General features: G+C 63.0%; 19 protein-coding genes and 1 pseudogene. 8 read left to right on the top strand and 12 right to left on the bottom strand.

The window, feature by feature from the left end:
- Positions 1 to 512: 512 nt before the first annotated feature.
- The 5 genes from ACTWQN_RS23335 to ACTWQN_RS23315 all read right to left on the bottom strand — a co-directional run bounded on the left by ACTWQN_RS23335 (position 513) and on the right by ACTWQN_RS23315 (position 7,756).
- On the bottom strand, positions 513 to 2,408 hold the full coding sequence (locus tag ACTWQN_RS23335) for a recombinase family protein (protein WP_443205676.1): 1,896 nt from the start codon (positions 2,406 to 2,408) through the stop codon (positions 513 to 515).
- Positions 2,409 to 3,111: 703 nt separating this feature from the next.
- Positions 3,112 to 3,456, bottom strand: a complete 345-nt coding sequence (locus ACTWQN_RS23330) for a hypothetical protein (protein ID WP_443205675.1) — start codon at positions 3,454 to 3,456, stop codon at positions 3,112 to 3,114.
- A gap of 433 nt (positions 3,457 to 3,889) precedes the next feature.
- A complete protein-coding gene (locus tag ACTWQN_RS23325; RefSeq protein ID WP_443205674.1) occupies positions 3,890 to 4,915 on the bottom strand; it encodes a replication-relaxation family protein in 1,026 nt (341 codons plus the stop codon).
- A gap of 358 nt (positions 4,916 to 5,273) precedes the next feature.
- Positions 5,274 to 6,341, bottom strand: coding sequence for an IS630 family transposase (locus ACTWQN_RS23320; protein ID WP_443205673.1), 1,068 nt, complete (start codon positions 6,339 to 6,341; stop codon positions 5,274 to 5,276).
- A 710-nt stretch (positions 6,342 to 7,051) separates the two neighbouring features.
- Entirely contained in the window at positions 7,052 to 7,756 is a 705-nt protein-coding gene (locus ACTWQN_RS23315; protein WP_443205672.1) for an HAD hydrolase-like protein, read from the bottom strand.
- Positions 7,757 to 7,829: 73 nt separating this feature from the next.
- Here ACTWQN_RS23315 and ACTWQN_RS23310 point away from each other — a divergent pair, with 73 nt between their 5' ends.
- Positions 7,830 to 9,026, top strand: a complete 1,197-nt coding sequence (locus tag ACTWQN_RS23310; protein WP_443205671.1) for a helix-turn-helix domain-containing protein — start codon at positions 7,830 to 7,832, stop codon at positions 9,024 to 9,026.
- Here the strand turns inward: ACTWQN_RS23310 and ACTWQN_RS23305 are convergent.
- Positions 9,019 to 10,980, bottom strand: coding sequence for a 5'-methylthioadenosine/S-adenosylhomocysteine nucleosidase family protein (locus ACTWQN_RS23305; RefSeq protein WP_443205670.1), 1,962 nt, complete (start codon positions 10,978 to 10,980; stop codon positions 9,019 to 9,021). The two genes, ACTWQN_RS23310 and ACTWQN_RS23305, sit on opposite strands and share 8 nt — an antisense overlap.
- A 955-nt stretch (positions 10,981 to 11,935) precedes the next feature.
- On the opposite strand from ACTWQN_RS23305, the gene ACTWQN_RS23300 reads away from it, so the two are divergent.
- The 6 genes from ACTWQN_RS23300 to ACTWQN_RS23275 are packed head-to-tail and all read left to right on the top strand — an operon-like array spanning position 11,936 to position 17,023.
- Positions 11,936 to 13,102, top strand: a complete 1,167-nt coding sequence (locus ACTWQN_RS23300; RefSeq protein WP_443205669.1) for a radical SAM family protein — start codon at positions 11,936 to 11,938, stop codon at positions 13,100 to 13,102.
- Positions 13,103 to 13,109: 7 nt separating this feature from the next.
- A complete protein-coding gene (locus ACTWQN_RS23295) occupies positions 13,110 to 13,670 on the top strand; it encodes a hypothetical protein (protein ID WP_443205668.1) in 561 nt (186 codons plus the stop codon).
- Entirely contained in the window at positions 13,667 to 14,455 is a 789-nt protein-coding gene (locus ACTWQN_RS23290; RefSeq protein WP_443205667.1) for a hypothetical protein, read from the top strand. The genes ACTWQN_RS23295 and ACTWQN_RS23290 overlap by 4 nt, the downstream gene beginning before the upstream one ends.
- Complete coding sequence (locus tag ACTWQN_RS23285) at positions 14,455 to 15,576, top strand: hypothetical protein (protein WP_443205666.1); 1,122 nt, start codon at positions 14,455 to 14,457, stop codon at positions 15,574 to 15,576. Before ACTWQN_RS23290 ends, ACTWQN_RS23285 begins: the two co-directional genes overlap by 1 nt.
- Entirely contained in the window at positions 15,573 to 16,376 is an 804-nt protein-coding gene (locus ACTWQN_RS23280; protein WP_443205665.1) for a sugar phosphate nucleotidyltransferase, read from the top strand. Before ACTWQN_RS23285 ends, ACTWQN_RS23280 begins: the two co-directional genes overlap by 4 nt.
- The gene (locus ACTWQN_RS23275) at positions 16,373 to 17,023 is read left to right on the top strand and encodes an NUDIX hydrolase (protein ID WP_443205664.1); all 651 of its coding nucleotides are present in this window, start codon (positions 16,373 to 16,375) and stop codon (positions 17,021 to 17,023) included. The genes ACTWQN_RS23280 and ACTWQN_RS23275 overlap by 4 nt, the downstream gene beginning before the upstream one ends.
- Here the strand turns inward: ACTWQN_RS23275 and ACTWQN_RS23270 are convergent.
- Positions 16,987 to 17,202, bottom strand: a complete 216-nt coding sequence (locus ACTWQN_RS23270) for a hypothetical protein (RefSeq protein ID WP_443205663.1) — start codon at positions 17,200 to 17,202, stop codon at positions 16,987 to 16,989. The genes ACTWQN_RS23275 and ACTWQN_RS23270 overlap by 37 nt on opposite strands.
- On the opposite strand from ACTWQN_RS23270, the pseudogene wecB reads away from it, so the two are divergent.
- Positions 17,202 to 18,138, top strand: a pseudogene (gene wecB / locus ACTWQN_RS23265) (non-hydrolyzing UDP-N-acetylglucosamine 2-epimerase); the annotation flags it as partial. The gene ACTWQN_RS23270 and the pseudogene wecB overlap by 1 nt on opposite strands.
- Positions 18,139 to 18,255: 117 nt before the next feature.
- On the opposite strand, the gene ACTWQN_RS23260 reads toward wecB, so the two are convergent.
- The 5 genes from ACTWQN_RS23260 to ACTWQN_RS23240 all read right to left on the bottom strand — a co-directional run bounded on the left by ACTWQN_RS23260 (position 18,256) and on the right by ACTWQN_RS23240 (position 25,877).
- Entirely contained in the window at positions 18,256 to 18,414 is a 159-nt protein-coding gene (locus ACTWQN_RS23260; protein ID WP_443205662.1) for a hypothetical protein, read from the bottom strand.
- A gap of 84 nt (positions 18,415 to 18,498) precedes the next feature.
- Entirely contained in the window at positions 18,499 to 18,690 is a 192-nt protein-coding gene (locus ACTWQN_RS23255) for a hypothetical protein (RefSeq protein WP_443205661.1), read from the bottom strand.
- Between the two features lie 242 nt (positions 18,691 to 18,932).
- A complete protein-coding gene (locus ACTWQN_RS23250; RefSeq protein WP_443205660.1) occupies positions 18,933 to 20,468 on the bottom strand; it encodes a restriction endonuclease in 1,536 nt (511 codons plus the stop codon).
- Between the two features lie 551 nt (positions 20,469 to 21,019).
- Positions 21,020 to 22,582, bottom strand: coding sequence for a serine/threonine-protein kinase (locus ACTWQN_RS23245; RefSeq protein WP_443205659.1), 1,563 nt, complete (start codon positions 22,580 to 22,582; stop codon positions 21,020 to 21,022).
- A gap of 91 nt (positions 22,583 to 22,673) precedes the next feature.
- Positions 22,674 to 25,877, bottom strand: coding sequence for a type I restriction endonuclease subunit R (locus tag ACTWQN_RS23240; RefSeq protein ID WP_443205658.1), 3,204 nt, complete (start codon positions 25,875 to 25,877; stop codon positions 22,674 to 22,676).

The raw sequence follows: 25,877 nt of genomic DNA, 5'->3' as shown, positions 1-25,877 counted from the left end.
CCCGCTTGCGGGAATCTCCGACCTCGATCGAAGCGCGTTGATTAGATCTCTTCCTACCTGCAACAACAGGTCGTTTTCTCATCTACCCCCCAGCACTGCTACACGGAGCGAGCATTCGCTCACGAATGCTACCGAATGATCAACCTGACCAATAGGACTTCTCACCTATTTGCAGTCAACACAGCGGTGCTGCCACGTCAACGGCGTGTTCAGCCTGACGCGTCAGGCAAAGGTCGGACGGATGGACATATGAGTGATCACCTCCGATGCCGTGAGCTCAGCCCTGGAGAAGATCAACAAGCCCGGTCGAAAGCGGTTATGGGGGCAGGCCGCCGTGGCTGAGATGGTGGCGTTCAACGCGCGGCTCCCCAGCCTGTGGCACCGGTGCGCCACTGCCAAATCCGGCTAACGCCGATGAGCCACCAGCTGGGTGCGAGTCTGGGTGTGAACTGCGGCCGATAGCGCCTCTGCAGCAACACTTTTGCCACCGATCTGTCCCGTTAGCCCTGCGGTTACACCGGAGCAAGAACTTCTTGCCGACTCAAAATCCGTCCAGTGTGCGTTCGAGTCGCACCGGGGGCACGTACCGCATCTACACAAGCGGCTGGTGCCTGTTGAACAGGCACGTCTCGTGTAGATGGCATGACTTCGGTGATCCTTTCTGCCGCTAGGGCGATTTGGGGTAGTTGGTCGGCGTGCAGCTTGATCGTGATCGTGGCTTCGTCGCTGTCGTCGCGCAGTCGCACGGTGAGGTGGGTGATCTCGAACAGTCGCCGGAGCAGTGCCTCGGGGGCGTGCGTGAGGTTCAGCGCTAGGTAGGGCAGCGAGTCGAGTAGCGCAGCGTCGTCTGGGCTGGGTCTGCCTGGCTCGGCTTCGTCGGCTGCGTCCAGCTCGGCCACACTCGCGAGTGTGGCCTTTTTCTGGGCTTCCAGTTCGTTGTAACTGCCGCGCAGTCCCTTGGTGAAGGGGTCGTCGGGGTCTCCGTCCTGGGCTTGCCGCAGGATCGAGTTCTGACGGCGGGCGATATCAGCCAAGACACGTTGGAGCCGTTCGCGTTCGGCTTGGCGTTGGCGGGTGGCGCGGTCGTCGATGCCGTCGAGGTCGGCGGCCAGGATCTCCCGCCGATGCGGACCGAACACACGGTCCGCGAAGAAACGCGACACCGCATCGAGTACGTGGTCTTCGCGGAGGTAGACGGTCTTGGGGTGGCCGTCGTATTTGTCCGGGCGGCCTCGGTTGTTATTGCGGGGCCAGCATAGGTAGTAGGGCTTGTTGTGGCGTTGGCCGCCGAACATCCGTCGACCGCAGCCGCAGAACACCATGCCCCGGAACAGGTACGTGCGGCGCGCTTCGGGGTGGGTGTTGCGGTCGTTGCCCGCGCGGGAGCCGCGCTTGGCTTGTGTGCGGGCGGTCATCTCGTCGAACATCCACTTCGGGATCAACGGCTCATGCGTAGGCTTCGGTGACCACACCCACTTGACCGGATCGTTAACCTTGCCTCGCTTTGACCGCGAAGCCCGGCGGTTGAACACCTGAAACCCGGTGTATTTCGGGTTTCGCAGGATCTCGTACACGCTTGTCTTGCCCCACGCACCACGGGCGCGCTCTTTGCCGGGTGGGATGGGTGGTGGGTAGCGCTGCGGGTCGGCGTTGAGGCGTTCGGCGATGGTGTCGTAGCCGAGCTGCTCGTGGTAGCGCCACTGCGCGATCTGCGCCACCGTCTCAGCACACAGCCCGTCCGGTTCCAGCCTGGTCTTGGTCTGACCTTTGTCGGCCTTGGTTGGGTTGGGGTGGCGGTAGGTCTTGGCCTTGTAGCCGTAGGGCGGTTTGCCGATGTTCCAACCCTCACGGACATGAGTGCACAACCCGCCCCAGGACTGTTCGAGAGTGTTGATCACCTCGTACTCGGCGATGGACTGGTTGATCCGCCGCTGCAACACCCGCTGAGCACGGCTACCGCTGAGGGTGATCGGCTCGTCGGCCGCGAACAGCGGCACATCCGCCTTCTCGAACTCGCGCTCGACGGAGAGTCCTTCGTAGGCGCGGCGGGCGACGCGGGAGATGCTTTCGCAGATCACCACATCGAACCGACGTCCAGGGTGGGCCGCCTCGTCGAGCAGATCGGCGATGCCGCCGTCGCGGGCGATGGGGATGTCGAACCGCTCGTAGTTCTCGCCGTGGCCGCGCTGGTCGAGTTCCATACGCCCGGACTCGACGTCATAGAAATGCGCGACGATGACCCACGATTCCGGGATCGGGGTCTTGCAGTTGCCCAACTGCCGCACCAGCGACTGACGCGGGTCCTGCTGATCCTCGGTCGATGTGCGGCCGAGGAAGGCCACGCGCACCTCGTCGCGCAGCAGCGCTGCCGTGGACATCCCCAGCGGCGACACCGCGTAGTCCGACAACCCCGACGGTCCCGACGCTCGCACCGGCATCGTTGCGGAAACCTCGGCGGTGCGCCGCAGCACCGCCGGAGCCGGAGGATTCACCGCAGGCCCATCATCATCGGTAGTCACGACGCCTCACCTCCTCGTGGTCAAATGTTCCGAATTGTGTGTTCCGCGCCCATTCCAGCAGGTCCCGAACCACGCGGAGAACTCCCCACGGATTCGCTTGGATATTCCCGCGCTCCGTGCCGTTTCTGCTGATTATGGTACCTCCAATCGATGTAGCTGGTCGATGATTTATCGCCCCCTGTTCTGCTATTTTCGGGCGATTTTCTGGGCTGCGGGTCCCCGACCGGATCAGGCGGGCCGACGGGTGGCTTCGCGGCATCGTTGCGGCTGGTTGCGACATGTTCGGGCTCATGGGCGAGCTGTCCCTGCACGCTCTTCTAAAGCGCGATTTTTGGCGCTCAGCAGCAAAGAGATCTTGCGTCGATTCTTGACTGTTATATTCGGCTTGTTCGCATATTGAGATGCGCCGCACACACGCTGGTTATGGGAACCAGTCTGGCTCCTGTCGGTTTCCCCGGTCACGGGTATGTCCTGCGGGAATGCGGAGTGCAAAGGGGCCGTTGACACCCGTACTGGAGGACGGGGCACCAACGGTGTCCTGGACGGCGGGGCGGACGTCCCCCTGGACGGGGCGAACCACTGCGGGAGTGAGTCATGCGGCCTTGCCTTCCCTGGGATCATCCGCGTCACGGTCTTCGCCGTGGTGTTGGGTTCTGGCCCAGCGCAGCAGGTCACCGATCACATCGGCGAGTTCGCCGCGCAGTCGCTGGCCTTCCGCGCCGCCAACTCGGGTGACATGGCCGGTGAAGTGGCGGGCGTTGCCGCGCGTGCGTTTCGGATCATACTGCCAAACCGGCTGGTCAGGTCCGGTCTCCGGCAGCTGTTCGATGTGGTCGTCGGGGGCTGTGCAGGGAAGCGGGACGATCGGTGCGGCGTGGTCGTCTGTGCTCGGGGGCTGGTCGTCGGGCTCGTCTGGTGTGCGGTGGTGGGGGTACATGGGATACCTCCTGCCCGCGACGCCCACACAACGGTGGGACCGGGTCGCGGGTGCTGGTCGTGGTCACGGTGCAACCGTCGACGCAGCGGACACGCACCAGCCGGAGCACCCGCATTCCCTTGCCCGCGTGGGTTTGATCGGGTTGCGGGCACGCGCCATGACGCGCGCTGTGGTGGCTGGCGGTGTCGGCGTGCTACGGCCGGTGGGCTTCGACTCCCCGACTGTCCTTCGAGCACCCGTCGGGGCCAGCGATCACCGGTCGACTGAACTCCTTGTTGTCCTGCCGAGACTTGCTCCGAGACCACCGAGACACAGGCCGAGACTGGCCGCCTCGATCGGTCTCGCCGGTCTCACTCGCAGTCTCGGCGTGGTCTCGCCGAGGGAGACCACACAGGACGGTCGACGCGGGAGTCCAGATTTCAACACGAGGGGTTCATGCGATCCGCTCGTCGTACTCGTCATCGGGCTCTGGATCGTCGTAGAGGATCAGCTCGTCGTTACCACCGCCTTCCGCTTCGGTGTAGGTAGCTTCCGTCCTTGCGGGGGCCGCGCCGACAGCATCGGCGAGTTCGGCCAGCGTCAGGCGTCCTGCGACACCTCGCCACAGCGCGCCGAGTGGTATCCACACACGACCATGCGGCCCTCCCTCCACCATCTCGGCGTATTCGCCGCAAGCCAGGGCGACCGGCATTCCAGTCGTGCTGCCGAGGTGCTTGGTCATCGCGCGGCGGATGATCTGCTCGCGGCCCAGCGTGGGGCACCAGATCAACGTCACCGCTTCCTCGGGGAACCCGGCTTTGTGGGTGAAGGACAGAGCGGGGTCGGGGATGCTGCCGATGCGCTCGCGGAGTTCATGCGCCCCGACACGGGGCGGATCATCCAGCAACAGCACGAACGGCAACTCACGGCCATCGGGCAAGCGCCACACGCCGTAGCCGTCCGTGGTGGCCGCCCACGCCTTGCTCACCCGCCACGCCGACCGCCAACGAACCAACTTCCCACCCGCGCCAGTTTCGCCGCACGCGGAGGCGATCAGGGCGCAAAACCAGGCGTGCTGGGCGGCCAGCTCGGTGTAGCGCCATCCGTTGAACAGCTTCCGCCAGCGTGCCGCGATCTTCGCGGGCCGCATCGGCGTCACTCCACGCCCGGCAGCGACGATCTTCGCTCCAGCGGGGCCGAGCATCCACTGCCACTCATACGAGCCACCACCGGCACGAAACGGCCGAGCGCGCTCCAGCACCCGCCGCTGATACAGCGTCGCAAGCCGGTGTTGCGCGGTGATCAGCGACGAGAGCCCCGCCAGTAACGCCACCTGCGACGTGGTGAAGGTGAAATGCTCCTCCAACAACACCAGGATGCGGCGATCCCGCTCGGTCAGGCGAGCGTCCACAGCAGACACCTCGCCCGGCGACAGCCGCCGCCCGCCGCCGAGATCTGATGGCATCATGGATTTACCCATGGAAGTCTGGCACCTCCGCCGCCACTACTACAGGCCGCTGACCAGCGACAAGACCGCGTTGTCCCGGCAGGTCGGGGCGGCAGCTCTGGGCAGAACCCGCAATGGAACCCCCGCTGGTACCCCAAGATGAACCCCCAACGGAACCCGAACTTGTTGATCTCACCACGCAGCAAATGGATTCCTCGACAGCGCGCCGCGCCAGCCACGAGCGTCGTCTAGCGCGTGCTGCTGCCGCCCATCACGAGACGCCGAAAGCTGGTCACCAGAGCAAGCGACGGCACAGCAGACTCCCTTGTAGTGAAAGAGAAAACCGTCTCCAACATGACGAAGATAAGATGAGAGAGCAGCTAGTGCCTCGTCAAGCAATGTTGATCTTGTAATTGAGGTTTCGGATGGGTGAGTTGATCGCGAAGTGTTGTTTGGGTTGAGTGCGGGCGTTGTGCCATCGGATGTAGGCGGCGATGGCGGCGTTTTGCTCGGTGTGGCTGCGGTGGTCGGTGCCGGACAGCGCGAAGTAGCGCAGGGCGGCGAACTCGCTTTCGATCCAGTTCAGCCAGGAGGCGTTGGTCGGGGTGAACACCAGCTCGATGTTGTTGGCCTGGCACCAGGACAGCACGTCGGGTCGCTTGTGTGGCCCGTAGTTGTCCAGGATCAGATACAGCCGTTGGCCCGGCCAGCGACGTCGCAGGGTCTTGCAGAAGTCCAGGAACTCCCGCCACCGTTTGCGTTCCCGGATGCGGTAGGTGATCTTGCCGGTGGCCAGATCCAGCGCGGCGAACAGGTGCCGCACCCCTTCGGTGCGGGTGTAGGTCGCACGCAACCGCGCCGGCTGCTTGAACGGTCGCCACACTTTTCCCTTACGAGGCAAGAGATTCAGCGGCCCAAACTCGTCCACGCAGACCACCCTCCCGTCCACGGGTGGATGGTCGTAGAGGTCGAGGACGCGGGCGAGCTTCGCGGTGAAGTCGGGATCGTTGCTGGCTTTCCAGGTCTTGGTGGCCTGCCAGGAGATCCCGCCATCGCGCAGAATCCGTCGCAGCGTTTCCCGACTGATCCGTTGCACGATCTGGCTGTCGATGAGGTAGTCACGCAGCTTCGACAGCGACCACGTCGAAAACGGCTGCCCCAGGAAACGGGGGTCACATCCGGCGATCGCGCAGATCCGGGTCCTGGCCGGATCATCGATCGTCCTGGGTGCGCCCCCGTTCCATTTTGGGTCCAGCGCGGCAAACCCCCGTTCGTTGAAGGAGTGGATCACATCGCGGACATAGTCCCGCGAGCACGCCAGCAGGTGCGCGATATCCGAGACCGACTGGCCCTGAGCCGAGGCCAGCACCACGATCGACCGTCGCAGCTTCACCGGGTCCTTCGCGGTCCTGCCGATGCGCTGCAACCGCTGCCCCTCGGCCATGCTGACCGGACGCACGAACACCTCCGGACGACGAGGCATCCACCACCCCCACACACTGATCAACTCGTGTCCACAGCATGCCCGACAACCCGAACTAAAAGATCAATAACCCCATCAAGGTTCATAGACGAGGCACTAGGACCAACTGTCTACGTGGGACTCTCCACCCGGCGTTGGCGACCGTTTCGCCCCCGGCGGTGGTGATAACCAATGGTTACCCATTGAAGCTGGCACACTCGCCGAGCCCGCCGCACCGCGCTGACCTGCGACAAGGCCGTCTTGTTCCGGCATTCCGGGGCAGCAACTCTGATGAGAAGATGAGTAGGCGCATGAACAGGCAGATGAACAAGCACATGAGTAGGAACCTCGCGGACCGATCTTGTCCACGCCACAGGCGCGTAGCCGACTCCTACCGGCATGATCACACCTTCCCTCGCTCACCGGCGGCACGAATCCGCGATCAACGAACGTGCCATTCGTGCCCGCCGTACTGGAAATCCTTGCGACCCTGAAGTCCGCGAAAACAGGCCCTCATCGGCCATCGATCAAGGAAATGTGACAAAAATCACTGATCAGTACGGGCTGCTGGACGCCCCGGTGGACCTCAACTCCCAGACCGCTTGTGCGCTATCCAGGCCAGTCAACACACTAGGAAGCAGCAAGATAGCTCCGAAACGCACTCCCGTCAAGCTCTACTCGGCTGCCGGTTTGAGCGCGACGGGGGGTCAGCCTGTGATCGCTCGTGGCAAGTGGGGAACGTCGGTCAGGCTCTCGAAGGCGGTAGTGGCTCCGGCCGCGCGTAGGTCGGCGATCGAGTATTTGCCGGTGGCGACGGCGATGATCTGGGCGCCTGCTGTGAGTGCAGCCTCTACGTCGCTGGGTGTGTCTCCGATGAGGACCACTTGCTCTGCGGGAATCGTGTTACCGAGTCGGTGCGCTGCGCGTTTGCGGGCGATGGTGACGAGTTCGGGGCGGTCGCGGTGGTCGTCGCCGTAGGCGCCGGTAGACAGGTCGAGGTAGCGGTCGAGTCCGAAGGCTTCGACTTTGATGCGGGCGACGTCGGTGGTATTGCCGGTGAGCACGCTCTGGTGAAGGCGAGGCTCGCCTGCGAGGGCATTGAGTGCTTCCCATACGCCGGGAAGTACTCGACCTCGTGTTGTGAGTTTGTCGATCGCGTCGCGGTAGCCGTCGGCGAGCGCGGCGGCGAGCTGGTTGACAGCCTGTTCGGTGGGTTCGAGGTCGTGTAGTTGCAGCGTGTTGTGGATGATGTCGAGCTCGGTGCGGCCGTGCACGGTGGCAAGTTCTCGTAGAGGTTGGCCGGTCACTTGGGGAAACACGCGTTCGTAGATCTCGCGTCCTACCCCGCGTGTTTCGATCAGGGTGTGGTCGATGTCCCAGAGCACCAAGTGCGTCAGGCCGTCGGCTGCCATAAATGCCAGTGTCGCAGGTGATCGATGCCGTAGCATCAACCCCGCAGACCCATTCTGGCTGGGGCGGCGAGCGATGGTTGAGCAACTGGCGCTGGACGTGGGTGAGCGGGTCCGGTTTCACCGGCTCGCGGCGAAGAAAACCCAGAACGTGGTAGCTGGCCTCGCTGGAATCACCACCGATTACCTGTACCAGATCGAGCGCGGTAAGAAGCTGCCCACCGTGCCGGTACTGGTCGCCATCGCTGCTGCACTCGATGTCCCGCCCGCATCCCTGATCAATACGCAATCGCAGGAGGTTGTGCCGCGACAGAGTCGTGCTGCGGGCGAGGAGTTGCACCGGGCGATAACGCTGCCGCCAGCGGCTGAGGGAGAACCGCTGCCGTTGGCCGACCTTCGCAATCAAATCAACGAAGCGTGGCGGTTGTGGCAGTCGTCGCCGACCCGATATAGCCAGGTCAGCGGCCTTCTCGGGAATCTCATCGTGGAAGTCGAGCGTTCCCTGCACACCGCGGACGCCACTGGCACCGGAGGCGAGGCGCACCGGGCGGCGGCCGATCTCTACGGGCTCACGCGCACTGTCGCTAAGCGTACGGGCCGCGTGGACCTGGCGCTTCTCGCCGCAGACCGGGCATTGCGCGCGGCCGAGGCGAGCGATGATTCCCTGCGGGTTGGTGCGGCGCGCTGGAACCTGGCCCACGTTGCTTTGGCGGAGCGCCATCATGAGGTGGCCGAAGATATCGCGATGAACGCGGCGCACGAGCTACGAGACCATTCCGGCCCAGATGCTGCCGCTGTGTACGGCTCGCTGATTCTTGTCGCAGGCGTCGCTGCCGCGCGTCGGCGGGATACGTGGACAGCTCGGGATCGCGTTCGCTCGGTGATGCCGGTGGCGTGGAAGACCGGCGAGTGCAACACCCTCTGGACCGCGTTCGGCCCGACCAACGTCGCGATGCACGCGGTGAGCATCGAGGTCGAGGCGGGCGAGACCAGCCAAGCGTGCCACCTGGCGGAAGAGATCGAGCACGAGCGATCTCCGTCGATCGAGCGCCGCGTCGCGTTCCTGCTCGAACAGGCGCGCTCCTATCAGCAGCGCAAGGACTACGGCAGCGCGTTGGTTCTCCTGAACAGCGCCGAGCGTGAGGCACCCGAAGACGTCGCCTACCGGCCCCTGGCGCACAGCATCCTGCGCGAGGTCGTCCAGAGGGCCGGTCGCACTACCGCGAGGGAAGCGGCGCGACTGGCGGACAAGCTGTCCGTGCCAGTCAATTGACGCTCCGACCGGACAGGTCGTCGTACGCTTCGCGCGTTGCTGGCCCGCTGTGGCTTGACTTGCTCAGCCCACCAGTCTTGACAACGTGGACGACGTAGTCAGCAGCCGCTCCCGCTGCCGCCTTCTGAAATTCATCGGTCTTATTCTCGCCCCAATCAGAAATTCCCTTGATCAATATCCAATCGATCTTTCTTTTGAAGCTTGCTGCATACAGTCCAGCTCCCTCCATCTCGCCCCCAAGCGCATCTGGGGCGAGAGTCTTGAGCTTTGCCCTCGTCAATGCCGAGTTAACCAAAGTGTTGGCTGAAATGATCAATCCAAAATGGACCTTATTTCCAGTCCAATCAGCCGTGGCGCTGCGGCATCGGTTGAGGAGCTTCACTGATACGTCAGGGCGAGCGCCTCTCTGAATCTCGCGTGTAGTCCTTGGGCCAGTATCAATAATCTTCTTATGGTCCATGTTCTGAACGTTTTCAGAAACAAGTATATCGCCGATTTCTTGCTCGTCTTCCTTCAGGCCGAAACAAATTCCGGCGAGTATCACGTAATCCGGCAGAACCGCATCAATCAGATCCACAGCGGTTAGTGTCATCGCCCCAGGAGAACCCGTTCCTTGCTGGCTTTGAGCGAGAAAGATCTCCACCGTTCCGACGGTCCCGAGTCGAAAAATGGTGTGGTCGCCCGCATATTCACGCTTGAATTGAGCCATGTCGGACTCCGCCCTGACACTGGCTATAATCGCGTCTCGCTCAGCATCCGTGACGACGAGCACGAGAATTCTAGTTGCCGTTCTCACTGACCGCTCAAACTCCTCGTATATATTTTGAATGGATCTCTTTTGGAACTTCATCAGTCGCCAGATTTCCATAGTCACGGCTGCGGCCGTCGTCAGTCCTATGAGGGCCATAAGCGGTCCGCTAACCCGGGCCTGCCAGGTGGCGGGAGTTGGCCCGTCCGTCTCAGTGAACGGAATTAATTGGGCAAGGAGCCAGTACAGGACATCCATATAGCCCGTGAGATACGCGCCGCATGCGGCCGCTTCGCAAGCGCTGCGCTCGATTTCAGTAACGTGTTGCGCGTGGATTGCGGCCATGACAACTGCACCGATCGGTAGTAAGAGGATTGCCCCCACGGAGCCAGTCGGTTCAGGCTGCGACATTCGGAACTCGCCGCGTCCTCGAATGACGAGCAGTCCTGGCGCAGAGTTAGGCAAGGGAATCACGTTAGCGTTCGCTCGAACTGCGAAACGCGTTGAATCCGTAGTTATCCCCGATTCAACGCAGATCAGAACCTCATCTGAACTTCGCGTTTGTTCGGGATCATTAGTATCGCGAGCGAAGTAAGATGCAAGGAAACGAGCGTGTTCGAGGATTTCTCCACTTTGGCCTGAGTCAACGATGTGACATAACGGCATTGACCAGTGCTGGCCACACACCGCTTCGCTCGCAAATTTATACCTCCGGGCATTTCCCGAAAAACGCTGATACAGCCAGCAAACGAGCTTTACCAGCACCATCGAGTACAAGACGACTACATACAAAAGCACGGCTCCGACAAGAATCAGTGCAAGCCCGTGGATCGCAGGAAAGAAGACGAACGCAAAAGCTAGGCAGAGTACGGCGCCAGACGGCCCGAAACAGACCAATAAATCCCAATAACCATTTAACAGCTTCGTCCACACGGTGCCCTGTCGACCACCCGGACGACGAAGTTGGCTGCGGCTGGGAGGGTCGACAACAGCGAACGCATCAGTTGAGCGCCATACCAATCGACCCTCACGACGCGCAAGGTAGAGCAGCAAAGGCAACGGCGGTCGTGATCGGTAGAGGCCGGTGGCCTCCCGCGGGCGGATCGTGTTGATCGACTGTCGACCATGCTCAGCCTGGCGAACCGCTCGCGCTGCATAGAGGAGCTCGCCGAACGATGGTCCCTCTGGAGTTGAAGTCTCCGGCACGACTGCATGATGCCGCGCTTCGCTGGTTACTGTCCGGTATGACATAGATCGCTCGAACCGCTGTCCTATCCTCAGGCGATATCGATACAGCGTGTGCCCAGTCGAACACGGACAGGAGTAACTGGATGGAAGCCTTCCTCTTAGGTGTCGTTAGTTCTCTCGTGGCGAGTGTCCTGTTCGTCAGCGCGGCATGGTTCCGCTCAACCCTCATACGTGCGTGGCTGATCGCCGTACTGTCAAGGCTGACTGGTGTAGGAGTTGTTCGTATACATGCGACCCAATCGGATGCAAATAATGAGCTTGCGAGCGAGCTCGCTCGCGCTCGGTGGGTGGACGTATTTACGAGCCGTGGAAATGAACTAACTCGGGAAAGTTTCGCTAGCGTATGGCGCAATCCGTCAGCCTTTGAATCAATCCGAATTCTCCTCCCGGACCCGAGTGCAAGCGAATCAGATTCATGGCTCGCACAAAGGGAGGGTGAGGTGTCACTGCACGACCCTGGCTTCCGCTCAGGTTTACTCGGAAGTCAGATCGAAAGTAACATCATCTACATATCAGAAAGAATCAAAGAGTCATCTGAAGCCGAGCTACGATTATATGATTTTCCACACTTGTGTCGAATCATTTCAACAGACAGGGTCGTTTATCTGACCACCTATACCGATCGTGAACATGGCAGAAACTCGCCATGTTTCGTATTTCGTCGCCCTAGTGCGATGTACGACTTTGCGAACAGGATCTTCTCGAATGCCTGGGAAAGCGCACGAACGACTGTTGAGTAAATTCGGCGATCTCGGGACTGCGTCCAGGCGTATTTGCGACCATCGGTTGCGTGCGTGGGCGTCGAGAAGGTGGCCGTCCTGCACCACTAGGCTGCCCTGACTGACAGCTCGGATTACTCGCGAGTAGTGCTCGTAGTTTCCCTCCGCACGGTCAAAGTGAGGGAGGGACAACGATGGCTGACCAGGCATCGTCCGGAAGGCGAGCATCTGACTCTGGGGCTGTTGAGCCAAGTCGCGTTTGGACTCCGATCGTCGATCAGCACGCGACCTGGATCGCAGTCAATCCTGTACAGGGTTGTCCGAAAAAGTGCACGTATTGCTTTCTCAACGAGCGCGGCCAAACCGCCGTACCGCCGAAGCAGCTGGTGTCGGCCGAAGAGTCGGTGGAGTTGCTGTTGAACTCCTCGTTCTACGGACCGCTGCGTCCGGTGGCCTTGTACACGTGGACGGACGTGATGGCCTTGCCTGCCTCACGTGCTCACCTGACCGACCTACTGGAGGAGCTGGTTCGGCGGCAGTTGTGCAACCCAGTTGTCTTGATCACGAAGTGCCATGTTCCGGACGAGATGATCGAGGTCATCAACGCCGCTCGGCACCGAGGTGTGACTGTGTTGGTGTATCTGAGCTACTCGGGGCTAGGGCGGGATATCGAGCGGGGCATCCGTCACGACGCAATCGCGGAGAACTTCCCACGGTTGGCTGAGGCCGGGATTCCGATCGTGCACTACTGGCGGCCCGCATTCCCGGAATCCGCCGGTCTGGACACGATGCGCCACGTGCTCGACCATGCGGCGCGCTACGCCCGCTGCACCGTCGCAGCCGGTTTGAAGGTGGAGAAGGGCGCGCTCGCTCGTCTGGCGCAGGTGTGGCCCGAGTTGGCAACCACGGCAGGTGTGACCGAGGCGGAGGGCGTGTATCCGCGTGGGTTCTGGGAGTTCATTCACCGTACCTGGCAGCGGCATCCCGGGTATCCGCTGTTTCATACGAACTCGTGCGCCCTGGCCTACGCCCTCGGCCGGTCTGACTCCTTTGGCGTATTCGGCAGCCAGGTGTGTCGGGTGCGGAACAACTGCCCGGTTGCCCAGCGAGAGCTATGCACCGTCGCCAATGCTCAACGCACGCCGCCCACCGCAGACGATGTGCATGTTGCCTTGGTCCGGCGGGATCTGGCCGAGGCGCCGTTTACGCTGGCCGAGGACGGTCGCGAACTGATCATTGACGCAGCGGTCGACACGAACCTCGCTGCTGCCTTGACCCAGGACCTGGGTATTCGGGTGCGTGTGGCGCGCGATGACGCCGACCATATTGGAGCAGCGGTACTGCTGGGGCCACGCCCGTGATCCTGGGATGAACCGCACCCCGCTCAGCGACCACCTGCACGAAGTACTCACCAACGTCCGCCGCCTGCGTGAGCGCTTCGCCACCACCGCACCCCAAGAATGGGACCCCATCACCGCGGCAGCCGAACTGTCTGTCCAAGTCGGACACTTGGCGATATGTCTGCTCCGGCAGCACGGGGCCGACGTCTCCGCCTGGGAAGATCCGCAACGGCCGATCACCAACATCGGCGACGAGCTGGCCGACGTCGTCCTCGCTGCCTTCAGCATCAACGTCCTGGCGCAGTCCGAGCCCGCAGAAGCCACCGAGCAACCGCAGTCGGCAAATGAGGTGGAGGCGTTTCTCCGACTGCTAGTGGCCGCAGGCGGCCTCTCGGAAGCTGCGTTGGTGGAATATCACTACCGGCACCGGCCCGAGGGCAGGCCGCCGTCATTGTCGGGGGCCGCCGCAGTGGTCATCGCCGCGTGCGACGTGCTGGCGGACCAGCTTGGGCTCGATCTCATCGCCGAGTTTCGGTCGATGGTCGCCGATGCCGACTCCTTCCTGGACCAGCGAGGGGACGCCTCATGAGCCACTTGGGCGAGTTCAGCATCCATCGCCGCGACGGCGATCACGTCACCAAGCACCTCAACCGACGTCACCCCGCCGGGGACAGATTCGTCACCGCCATGACGACAACCGGCGCGGCAGGAATGCAGTCCTACCTTGATGTCCTGCGGTCCGCCCAAGTGAGGCTGCCCAGCGACCTGCGTCTTGTCGCAGCCGAGCCGCTGACCGTCCGGCACCGCTGGGTGGCGGGCCCGAATCTGCTGGACGCGACCACCGACACCGATCCCGCCACGTTCGCCGCCGCCATCGCCCAGATCGCCCACTGGGTACGCGACCTCGACGGCACAAACGCCCGGATCGACACCAATCTCGCGAACTTCTGCCTCGAAGATAACCAGCCGGTTCTGATCGACGTGCTACCACCGTTGATCCCGAGCCTGCGCTCCACACCGGCCAACCTGTTCGACGAATTGTTCGGCGCGCTCTGCTTCGACACGCCGGTCATTCTCGATGCCCTCGTCGGTTACGCCCTGCGGACACTCTTGCGCGTCACGGATCCGGCTGCCGCGCAAGAACTTCTCGACCTCGCATATGAATTCCCCACCAACACCGCCGACGAGACCTTCCCCGCGGCGTGGTTCCGTGCCCGACGCGCCCTCGCGGTGCGCGCAGCGATGGGCAAGGCAGCCGTCGAAGAGGTTCAGGACCTTTTCGCACTCACCTCGGTCTTGGGCTTCCGGCAACTCGACGAAGCCGGGCGGCGACTGCGTATCGACCAAGTCGCACGACGCATCCGGGAGTGGTGATGATCCGACAGCCCTACGAGATCTGGACCTCCCACGCCGGAGACCTGGCATTCACGATCATCGCGCCCGCAACATGGGCCGAGGACCAGCGCCAGTACCTGGCCGATTACTTGCCCGGTCGTCTCGGTGACCGAAATCTAGGCACGTTCCACCTGGCCGTGCATCCCGACGACGCGACGTGTCACGAAGTCGTCTGGCAGGCCACCCACCCACCGATTGCCAGGCGCATCGAGCCCATTCCCGGCGTGGTCTTGCTTGAGACCCGCACACCTTCGGGTATGCGCTGCTACGCAGTGGCGGCAGATGGCCTGGAGCACCAAGCCCGCGCCTACTCCGTCCGCGTGCACGAAAGGCACATCGAGCTGTACCTGCACCACGGCGCCCGCAAACCGCACGGGTACCCGCTGCGCCTGATGCGCGAAGCCATGCTGCGCACCTACGAAGACCACGGCGGCGTCCTCTTCCACGCGGCCGGAGCCGACCTCGGCGGGCACGGCGTGATGATCTGCGGCCCCCGCGCGGCGGGAAAGACCACTCTGCTGACCTGTCTGCTCCGCGCAACGAGGGGTGCGCTGCTGTCCAATGATCGACTCATCATGCACCGACACGGACGGCTTATCGCCGTTCCACTGCCCGTCCCGGTGGCCCGAGGCACCCTCGAAGCCATCCCTGAACTCGCCAACGCCGTACCGGCGTTGTCTCGTCCACAACGGACTATCAGTGAACTACCCACAACCTTTGGGGCCACTGAGAAGGCGGAGTTCAGCGCCCGCGAGTACACCACCGCTCTCGGCACCTCGTTGGCGCCGGGTTCGTGGTTGCGGACCATCCTCGTGCCGCGCCTCACCGACACCACCGAGCCCCCACGAGTCCGAGCGATCCCGCCAGCAGAAGCCCAACAGGTTCTGCAGGCCAACTGCTTCACCCCGCACGACGAGTTCTGGCAACAGCCCTGGCTCGTACCCCGCACAACGCCGGATGCTGACCTGCAGCGCCGTGCCCACCAGCTCATCCGCGAACTCGCCGGACACATCCCGTGCTTCGAAATCAGGTTCGGCATCCGCAACCCACTGGACCAGCTCGACAAGGCCCTCCTCGATTTCGACAGGAAACCGCAATGACCACAACAGGTTTTCCGGCGGTCGTCACCGCGGCCGGAGCGGCCACTCGGTTCCAACCGTTCTCCAGCACCGTGCCGAAGGAAATGCTCCCGCTGGGCCACATCCCCGCGGTCGAGCACGTGATCGTCGAGTGCCTGGCGGCCGGAGCCTCCGAAGTCATCGTCGTGACCCGCCCCGGGGATCACATCATTCCCATGCATGTGCGCGGCCTGCGGGCCGACGGGCTGCCGGTCGAGACCGTCGAGGAAGACCTCAGCCACGGCTACGGCAACGCCACACCCCTGCTCACGGTGCGGGACCGCCTCGCGGCCTGCGAGACGTTCACCGTCGCGTTCGGCGACGACGTTCTGCTCGGTGAACAGCCACAGGGCCGCAACCTCGCCACCATGCGCGAGCAGATGCGTCCCGGAACCGAGGCGGTCATTGCGGCCCAACGCATCGATCCGAATGACACCCGCTCGTTCGGCATCCTCGACACGGATCCGGACCAGGTGCAGCGAGTGATCGGGATTCGCCAACGACCCGATCCCGAGACGGTGGACGAGCCGCTCGCGGTGGTCTCCCGGCTGATCCTGCGCCCCTCCATCCTCGATCGGCTCCGGCCCACCGAGCTGGCCCGAGGCGAAGTTGACCTCGGCGTCGCCGCAGGCCAGCTCGCCACCGAGGCCCGCGTCGCCGTGCACGGGATCGCGGGACACTGGGTCACCGTCGGCGACCCACGCCACTACCTAGACGCCCTGCACACCTACTGGAACCTCAACACCCGCGAACCAGCCACAACAGGAGATCGGCACCAGTGACACTGATCGACATCTTCAACGACCGCTACGAACACGTCGGCACCGAGAACAAGAAGGAAGCCCACCGCCAAGGGCTCTGGCACCGCACCTTCTCCGCACTCGCCCTCAACCCCACCACCCGCCGCGTCCCGCTACAGAAGAAGGCCCCCGGCCGCTATTCCTTCGACCGACCCGACTACGCCGACATCACCGTCGGCGGCCACTACCACGCAAACGAAACCATCCCCGACGGCATCCGCGAAGTCCACGAAGAACTCGGACTCCCCGTTCCCTACACCGACCTACACCCCATCGGCCTCCGCCAAACCGCCATCACCCTCGCCCCGGACTACATCGAACGCGAATTCCAGCACTGGCACCTGCTCCCCCTCGACATCGACCTCGACGCCATCCCGTTCTCGGACGCCGAAGTCTCCGGACTCGTCGAGCTCGACCTCGACGACGCCATCGCTCTCGCCGACAGAGACGTGGAATCGGTCCCCAGTCGCTTCGCCACCCGCAGCGACCACGGCCTGACCTACACCGAAGGCACCCTGTCCCGCACCGAGCTCGTGCCCAACTACCTCGGGCTCGACCAGCTGTACCTACGCCTGTTCGTCACCGCACGCCGCTACTGCACGGGTGAACGCACCCATCTGTTCTGGTAACCACCTGCGGAGATCTCGTGCGCATCGCGATCGTGGTGGGCACCCGCCCCGAGGCCATTAAACTCGCGCCCGTTGCCGAACGGCTTGGCCCGGCCGCGTTCATCATCCACACCGGCCAACACCACACCGCTGGAATGACCGGCCACCTCCACCCACACCTCGTGCTCGACACCCAGCACGATGCGGCACCGGCCATCAACTCGGGTCCATGGTCAGTGCACTTGACCGTGTACTCGGCGAACATCAGCCAGACGCGGCCATCGTGCAGGGCGACACCACCTCCGCCCTCGCCGGAGCCCTTGCCGCCAACACCACAGGCACTCCTCTGGTTCACGTTGAAGCCGGGCTACGCAGCTTCGACCGCACCATGCCCGAAGAACACAACCGAGTCCTCATCGACCACATTGCCGACCTCTGCTGTGCCCCCACTCCCTTGGCACGCAACAACCTTCAGGCCGAACGCATTCCACCCGAGCGCATCGTGGTCACCGGCAACCATCGTCGAAGCCGTGCATGGCGCCCTTCCCAACGCCGAACGGCGAACCGATTTCCTCGGCCAGCTCGGTCTCGGTGCTGAGCCGTTCGTGCTCGCAACTGTTCACAGGCCCGAAAACGCCGATAACCCAGCCGCACTGGCAGCCATCCTGAGAGAACTCGCCGCCCTACCCGTGCCTGTGATTCTCCCGCTACATCCCCGAACCCAGCGCCAGATTATGGAGTCCAAACTCGGCGATCTAGCTCGGGACCTGCGACTCACCGGGCCGCTCGACTACACCACGCTCCTGACCTTAATCAGACACGCGGCCGTGGTGATCTCCGACTCCGGCGGCATCCAAGAAGAAGCAACCGTCCTCAAACGCCCCATTATCGTCATCCGACGCAGCAACGAACGCCCCGAAGTCGAAGCCACCTTCGGAACACGCCTGCAACCAGGCCCGGAAATCAGCACCATCACCAACAGATGGCTTTCCGAACTCACCGCGCTCCACGCCCGACTCGCCAAGCTGCCATCGCCCTACGGTGACGGCACTGCCTCCACCCAGATCATCCACGCCACGATGACACGACTCGCCTGGTCACCAACACGAGAACACGAGTTATCAACAACGGCGTGACCGCCCTCGCCCGGCCTTACTCGTGCTCAATCGGCCAGCGCAGCAGAAACGCCCCAATAGCATCGTCGATCGCCCGACCCCACTCGGTCGGCTCGTAATCAAGACCGAGATTCCTGCTCATCTCGTCCGAGAGAAGATCCTCGACAGCCAGCCGTTCTCTCGGGTCGGCTCGGTCTGCGTACGCAGCGAAGACAGCAGAGCGGCGTCGTGTTCGCCGATGACTTCGACAAACACGTCCCGCACCTCGGAGGGCAGCGCATCGACGACGCTGGTCACGGGTGTCTCCATCCGTTCGAGTTCCGAGCCCATGTTGTCACGACCTTGCCCTCGGGATTGAGCACGACCGTGGCGTCCTTGCCGTCATACCGGAACGTCCCACCAGACTGCTCCTTCGGCGGCTTCACAGGCGAGCAAGGGCGCGCCAAAACCGTCGTTCTCCAGCATCTCGATGGCCACAGCGCCGTCGCGACCTCGAACATCCACAAACAGAAACTCCAGATCATGCACGGCCCTCAGATCGACTCGCGCGAAGCCCGACCAGCCGTCAACCACGCCCCTCCGGCGACCAGCGTCGGTGTTGGCCTCGGTATCAGTGACCCGCCCTGCCTCCTCTCATCGCCGCAGCACTCAGCGGACGTAGTTGATCGTTCCGCCGATGCGGTCCACCAGCCAAGATTACAAAATTCGGCTGGAGTACTCCGGTTAGCGTCGAAGACTAGGTTTAGCGGCAGCGAGAATCCCTACGTGGATTTCCCGTGGGGCCAGCGCATCTTTTGATGCTATTAAACAAAAAATCACGTCTTACGTCGTGGGTTCAGGATGCGGGCGGGGATGTTGTGCTGGTGGCAGAGGTAGAGCAATCCGGTGCCGTCAATAAGTTGGAGCGGTTTATTGTTTGCAAAGTCCTGACTGGTGGGGCCGAATCCACTGGTGGTGATGAGGATTCCCTTGGTGGCCCCCTCGTCGACGACCACGCCGTAGAGGTCCCGAACGTGTGTGGGTGCGACGGTCTTGGTGTAGAGCTTAACCTGGATCACATATTTCCCGCCGGTGATGGGGGTGGGGTCGTAGGCAATGCAGTCGATCCCGCCGTCTCCGGTGGCCTTGAACTGTTTCGTGTCGAATCCCATGTGAGTAAAGAGGTTCTGCACAAATGCCTCGAACTCTTTGGGTGTGAGTTCGAGCAGATTGGGGCGCTTGTCGATATCGCTGATGACGTCGATGGGGTCGACAATACGAGGGTCTGCCATGTTGAAACTTAGGATGGGTGCCACGGCAGCTAGCTCGTCAGGATGCTCCGACACCTCCGCACCGAAGTACTTCTGTACGCACTTGACGGGATTGACCCCATGCAGTTTGACTTGATCGAACTGTTCCCGGGTAGCACGCATAGTGATCAACTCTGGGCGGATCTCGTGACCGGTCACCGGGTCGATCGCCTCCACGACGCCATTGAATACGATAGTCGTAACCAGCTTCGCCGGATCAGCAGAAAAGAGCAAATGCAGTGCACGCAGTGCGATTTGCGCGGCCATTCCGTTATAGATCTGCCGGATTTCGCTGAGCGGCCGAGACTTGCGGACGTCGATCACATCGCGGGACTTGACGTAGGTGAACTCCTTCTCCCGCGGAACGACCTCGGTCGAGGGCAGTTCCCATTCGATGGCCAGCAGTTCAGACTCGGGCACGTACGCGGCTCGCCGCGTATTGGGAAGCCCAGAAGGGTCCTGGATGCGGTCGAGAACGAGTTGGAAGTATCTACTTACCGCGTGCCGATCCCTCCCATGGACTTTGCGCTGCAAATCCTCGATGGATTGGTGTTGGGCTGCAACGCGTTTCTTTGCTGCTTCCACCTGCTCTGCGTGCTTTGCACGAGCTTCGACGACCCGCCGTTGCCGTGCCGTCTCATCCTGACGATGACTTTCGAGCGCGGCCTCGAAACTCTTCTCGGCGATCGCCTTCTCGCGTTCGTACCGCGCCTGGCCACCGAACATCCGGCTCACAGCGCCGGGAGTATCCGGCGCGAACTGCTCCCATCGAGGCGGCGAAGTCGGCTGCGCGTCAGATCTGAGATCCAGCGTCGGCAGGGACGGCTTGTCCTTCAGCGTCTTGAAGTCCAGAGGCCCAACGGGTTTCCACAGCGCCGCAGAAAGGATGCCGGTAAGTTCGATTACGCGCTGCTCGACGGCATCGGCTTGCCGCTTCGCCGACTCGTGCTGCTCACGGACATGGTCTTCTTGGCGCTGCCGCTCGTCGGCCTTGCGCTGCCGCTCCTCCTCTTTCCGTTGCGACGCCCGCTCCCGCGCTTCGCGGGCGGCTTGCTGACGCATCCACGTTTCGTGCTGCCGGTTGCTGCGTCGCTGTGGCACGCCCCAGACCCTTCATCCGTGCTGAAATCCTGTACATGGCACGGTAAAGCCAGGAACCGACAGCGCGGGAGCTTCGCGCTGTGATTACACCAAACAGATCAACGCGCCCGCGCTAGCTCCAGCCCAATAGGCTACTGTGGACTGGCCGGAGACAGGAACCGGTGCCGTTGACAGGCTGCTAAAAGCCGTCGAGAGAGCGCTGGGAGACGATCCCAATTTCATGACCAATTGCTTGGACGAGGCTTATCGATTAACATCGAGATCTACTTGCCGCATCTGACGGCCGGGACCTCCTTGCCGTCCGAGAAAGAGGTCCCGCCACCTGTTTACGTGCCTACTCGGTCATTGTGCGTTCGTCCCGAGCAGCCCAGAGTACCGGTTGACCACCCGCCGGGTGTTCACCACCGGCACAGAACGCGGCGTCCGTAGTTGTTCGTTCCTGCGATCCGGTCAAAGCCCCCCTGATCAACTGGCCACGCATCCCGCCCACAGCGTTAAGACTCAAGCTTAGCTCACATACGGGCCCGTTCCAGCAGTTCCGCGGTCTCTCGCACGGCCGCGTGGTCGTCACCGTGTACAAGCGACACGTCATCGTGGAGCGCCTGCAGTATTTCGCAGGCCGCGGTCAGGTTGTTCTCCAGCAAGTGGAGTTTGCCGATGTCGAGGCGTATCTCAATGGCCATGTCGGATACGTCTCCGCCGGTGGCTCTGACGCGGGAGAGCGCGTCCTGGAACTGCCGCAGCGCCAGCGGCACCTGGCCCAGCTCAGCTCGGCAGTCTGCAGCTTGACGCAGGCATTCGACTGCTTTTTCGCTCGACGGTCCCGCGGTCCGGGTGTAGGCGGCTTCGAGCGCGTCGAATTCCGGAAGTGCCGCGCGGTGGTCGCCGCCGAGGACCATGATTATCGCTCTGCGCAGGCGCAGCTCCAACACCTCGGGGTTCTCTGCGCCAAGCGCCTCGCCGGCGGGCCGGATCGCAGCTTCGAGTACGTCGGCGGCCTGGGCATGCCGATCCTCCCGCAACAGGATGCCCGATTGCTGGAACGCCTCGTTGATGGCGTTCCGGAGCTCGGTTCGCGGTGCGCGCGATGCCGACGACTCCGCTTCCACACTCGTGACCCCGTCCAGCACAGGTCTGGATTCATGCCTGCTTCGGGGCGCGTTGGGGCGACGAAATACCAGCGTCGGATCCGGCATATCGCCCGGGATCGAGTCAATGGTCTCCGGGACGCTTCCCGGTGCCGGAAGAAACGGCAGCAGCTGTTCATGCACTTCGTAGGCGTCAACGGGCCGCTGGTCCGGAGATTTCGCCAACAAGTCGAGCACGAGCCGATCCAATTCGGCCGGCACCTCCGACCGCACGTCGCGCAACGGGCACGGTGCCACCTCGACGTGCCGATACATTTGCTGCGCGTCGTATTCGCCCTGGAACACCGGATACCCGCTGAGTAGCTCATACAGCATGCACCCGAGTGAGTAGAGATCGCTTTGCGGTGTCACGCGGTCGCCCCGCACCTGCTCCGGCGACATGTATTGGCTCGTGCCTATCCGCTCGCCGGTCGCGGTCAACTGTGTGGCATCGGGACGGAGGATCGCCGCGATCCCGAAGTCGAGGACCTTGATCGCTCCGTGCGCAGTGACCAGCACGTTGCCCGGCTTGAGATCGCGGTGCACGACCGGTACGGCGTGCGCATGGGATAGCACGGTGCAGATCTGGGCGGCGAACGCCGCAGCCCAGCTCACCGGCAACGGCTCGTCGGGACTGATGAATGCGCGCAGCGAAACCCCGCGCACGAGTTCCATTACCAGAAACAGCTCGTCGGCGTACTCGTCCAGGCCGGCGTCGTAGACCTGGGGTACGCCGTGGTGCTGGATCCGGGCGGTCACCCGCGCTTCGCGCTGGAATCGCTGTGCAAGCACGTCGATCGCCGTACTGGCAGCGATCGTCTCCGGGCTGATCCGCTTGACGGCGACTTCGCGGTCAAGCACGCCGTCAAATGCGCGCCAGACGCTGCCCATCCCGCCCGAGCCGATCTCGTCGCGCAGCTCGTACCGGCCGCCGACCGAGTCAGCCACGACACACCCCCATGGCTCGATCGTTCCCGACAGCGATACATGATCCCGCCCGGGTGATCTTTCGTCCACCGAATCGCGCAAGATCGGGCATTTACGCCACGTCGTCGGCGATTCCCTCCTGTTTGCGGATAAGTCGCCACGCCGCAGAGCGGGCACTGCGGTTCAGAGACTTCTTGAACGTGTTGTCGCGACCGAAGTACTGGTCGCCAAGGTCGGAGATGGTGTCGATGTGGTCGGCCATCTTGTCTTCGAAGACATCGTCGAAGACCGACCCGAAGTTCTCCTCGTTGTTGACGATCGCGGCCTGACGCACTTTCTCGTCCTGGACGGTTTCCCGGAACGGTCGCGCGACATCGTCTTCGGTGAACGTGGTGGCGTGCCGGTCGTTGAACCGCTCGATCAGCTCCGACAGCAGCGACTTGTCGTGATCCTTGCTCGCGCCAGACCCGTCGCCGAAGCCCCTAAGCTCCGCCGTGCCGTCCGGTGTGAGTCCGAGGTCGTGTTCCCCGGTCTTCTCGACACGCAGGTGGCTGAGGTCGACCTCGCCGATGTCGACGCCGCCGTCCTTTCCGTGTGGTAGTCGGTTGAGCAGGTGCCGCCCGAACAGGTACAGCCGCTCCAGTTCGGCGTCCTGATAGGGCACGATCTGCGACAGAAACCCGTACTTCCGGATGAAGTCCCCCAGATCGAAACGGAACTGTTCCGCGAGTTCTTGCAGCGTCTCGTCGTTCAGCAGCTCTTCGTAACGCCGCACGGCAGGGGCGATGTGCCGGTACAGCTCGGCGTGCAGCTTCGCCCATTTCGCCTCGCTGCCGCCCGAAGCCTGTTCGGCGGCCAGGAACGCTTCGGCGAACGCGATCATCTCGGCGTCCACCAGGATCGGCGGGGACATCACACGTCCCTGCGCGTTATAGAGCAGGTTCGGGTCCGAAGGCAGCGTCGTGGCATTCTCGAAATACGGGCGGAACGACTCCTGGATCTCTCCGGCCTCGTTGACGAAGTCCAGCACCGCGAGGTCGGCCTGGATCTTGCGGTCGGCGGTCCGATTGAGCCGCGACAGCGTCTGAACAGCCGAAATCCCGCCTAGCTTCTTGTTGACATACATCGTCGTCAGCAGCGGCTGGTCGAACCCGGTCTGGTATTTCTCCGCAACGACCAGAATCCGGTACTCGGGCCGCCCGGCACCGCCGGTTTTCGTGGTGATGTCGTCTGCGCGGGTGTAGGCGAAGGCCTTCTCCAGGGCGGTCTCCAGTAGACCACCGTTCTCCTTGGACTCGGTGACCTCCTCGTTCTCGTAGGTCAGCGTCCCCGAAAATGCGACGAGCACCCCGATGTCGTCCCTGAGCTTGCCTTTCTCCTGCAGGTCCGCGATGTATTTCTTGATGGCCCGCGACATCTGCACTGCGCTCTGCCGCGACGCGGTCACCACCATCGCCTTCGCCCGACCGCCGAGGCGCCCGAGGGTGTGGGCGCGGAAGTGGTCGACGATCACCTGCGCGTGCTGCGACACCGTCGACGGGTGCATCACCGCGGCGCGCGCGAGCTGTGGGTTCGCCTTCGCCGGATCGACCTCTCGGTCGTCAGGGTTGTTGCTGATCAGTTTCCAGTAGGTGTTGTACGTGACGTAGTTCCGCAACGGATCGAGGATGAACCCCTCCTCGATCGCCTGGCGCATCGAGTAGGTATGGAACGGGACGAATGCGGCCTTGCCGTCGCGCTCGCCGAGCGTGCCGAAATACTCCAGGGTTTTCGATTTCGGCGTGGCGGTGAACGCGAAGTACGACAGGTTCGGGTTCTTCGCGCGCTCGGCGACACGTCGCTTGAGCTTGACTTCGAGATCGTCCGCGGGAATCTTCGCCTCGGTCGCGCCCGGCTCGTCGCTGTCGTCGTCGGCGTCCAACGCGAGGTTGCGCAGCGCCTTACGCACATCGCCCGCCGCGTCGCCGGACTGCGACGAGTGTGCCTCGTCCACGACGATCGCGAACCGCGAGCCCTTGATTTCGGTCGGGTTCTTCCGCAGAAAGTCCAGCAGTGCTGGGAACGTCTGCAGAGTGACCGTGATGATCTTGCCCTGCGCACTCGACAGCCGCTTCGCGAGCTGCTCGGACTTCGACCCGTGTTTCTCGTCGATCGCGACGACCGTGCCCGCGGTCTGCTCGAAACTGCCCACCGTGGCGCGAAGCTGCGAATCGAGGTTGCGGCGATCGGTGATGATGAGGATCTTGTCGAACACAGGTGAACCCGGCTTGAGTCCCTTCGCACGCGCGTCCGCGTCCAGCTCCGCCGGATCGGTCGGTGTGTGCAATGAGGACAGTCGATATGCCAGCCATGCGATCGTGTTCGACTTACCGGACCCAGCCGAGGCCATCACCAGATAGTCGTGACCGGTGCCGTGGCGGGCGGCGTGGGCGGTGATCTTCTTGACCACGTCCCACTGGTGGTAGCGCGGGAAGATCAGCGACTTCTTGATCCGCCCGTTCGCACTCTTCTCACGTTGCTCGTGGACGAACCGTTCGAGCAGGTCAAGCCAGTTATCCCGCTGCCACACCTGTTCCCAGAGATACGAGGTGGCGTATTTCCCGAACTGAAGCGCCGACGGGTTACCCGCGCCGCCGGGATTGCCGGGGCCGTCGGAGCCGGTGTTGAACGGCAGGAACCGGGTGCGTTCGCCGTGCAGCTCGGTCGCGACGAACACGAGATCCGGGTCGACGGCGAAGTTCGCGACCACCCGGTTGCGGAAGATCAGCTCGGTCGGATCGCGCTCCTCCCGGTACTGCTTCTTCGCGTGCTCGACGCCCTGCCCGGTCAACGGGTTTTTCAGCTCGGCCGTGGCAACGGGGATCCCGTTGACGAATAGCGTGAGATCGAGGCGGTTGTTGCGATCCGCCTGCTTGGCGGCGTATTTCAGCTCGCGGACGACAGTGAGCCGGTTGGCGCGGTAGTCGTCGAGCGCACTGTCCGAGACCACCAATGAGGGTTTGAAGTAGGCGAGACGGATGCGGACGCTGCGGTCCTTGACACCCTTACGCAGTACTTCCAGAACCCCGTCGTTGTCGATCGCCTTCGCGACCCGCCGTGCGAATCCGCGCTGCGCCGCGTCCGCGTCACCGCCGTAGTAGCCGAGCAGCTCGTCCCACTCCGCCTGCTGAGTCGCCCCGATGAACGTGAACAGCTGCGCGGTGTCCAGGCCCAGTTCGGCGTCGTAGTCGCTCCCGGCGCTTTGCTCCCACCCACGCTCCAGCATCGCGTCGACGATCGCTGTCCCGAACACGGCCTCGTGATGGATCGGGCTCAT

The sequence above is a fragment of the Saccharopolyspora antiqui genome (assembly GCF_052246905.1).
Taxonomy (GTDB): Bacteria; Actinomycetota; Actinomycetes; order Mycobacteriales; family Pseudonocardiaceae; genus Saccharopolyspora.
This window is presented reverse-complemented; position numbering and strand designations above follow the sequence as displayed.

Coding starts and splice junctions, on each gene's coding strand:
- ACTWQN_RS23330 (WP_443205675.1), bottom strand. CDS start 3,456: ATGTACCCCCACCACCGCACACCAGACGAGCCCGACGACCAGCCCCCG.
- ACTWQN_RS23325 (WP_443205674.1), bottom strand. CDS start 4,915: ATGGGTAAATCCATGATGCCATCAGATCTCGGCGGCGGGCGGCGGCTG.
- ACTWQN_RS23315 (WP_443205672.1), bottom strand. CDS start 7,756: ATGGCAGCCGACGGCCTGACGCACTTGGTGCTCTGGGACATCGACCAC.
- ACTWQN_RS23310 (WP_443205671.1), top strand. CDS start 7,830: ATGGTTGAGCAACTGGCGCTGGACGTGGGTGAGCGGGTCCGGTTTCAC.
- ACTWQN_RS23300 (WP_443205669.1), top strand. CDS start 11,936: ATGGCTGACCAGGCATCGTCCGGAAGGCGAGCATCTGACTCTGGGGCT.
- ACTWQN_RS23295 (WP_443205668.1), top strand. CDS start 13,110: ATGAACCGCACCCCGCTCAGCGACCACCTGCACGAAGTACTCACCAAC.
- ACTWQN_RS23290 (WP_443205667.1), top strand. CDS start 13,667: ATGAGCCACTTGGGCGAGTTCAGCATCCATCGCCGCGACGGCGATCAC.
- ACTWQN_RS23285 (WP_443205666.1), top strand. CDS start 14,455: ATGATCCGACAGCCCTACGAGATCTGGACCTCCCACGCCGGAGACCTG.
- ACTWQN_RS23280 (WP_443205665.1), top strand. CDS start 15,573: ATGACCACAACAGGTTTTCCGGCGGTCGTCACCGCGGCCGGAGCGGCC.
- ACTWQN_RS23250 (WP_443205660.1), bottom strand. CDS start 20,468: ATGCGTCAGCAAGCCGCCCGCGAAGCGCGGGAGCGGGCGTCGCAACGG.
- ACTWQN_RS23240 (WP_443205658.1), bottom strand. CDS start 25,877: ATGAGCCCGATCCATCACGAGGCCGTGTTCGGGACAGCGATCGTCGAC.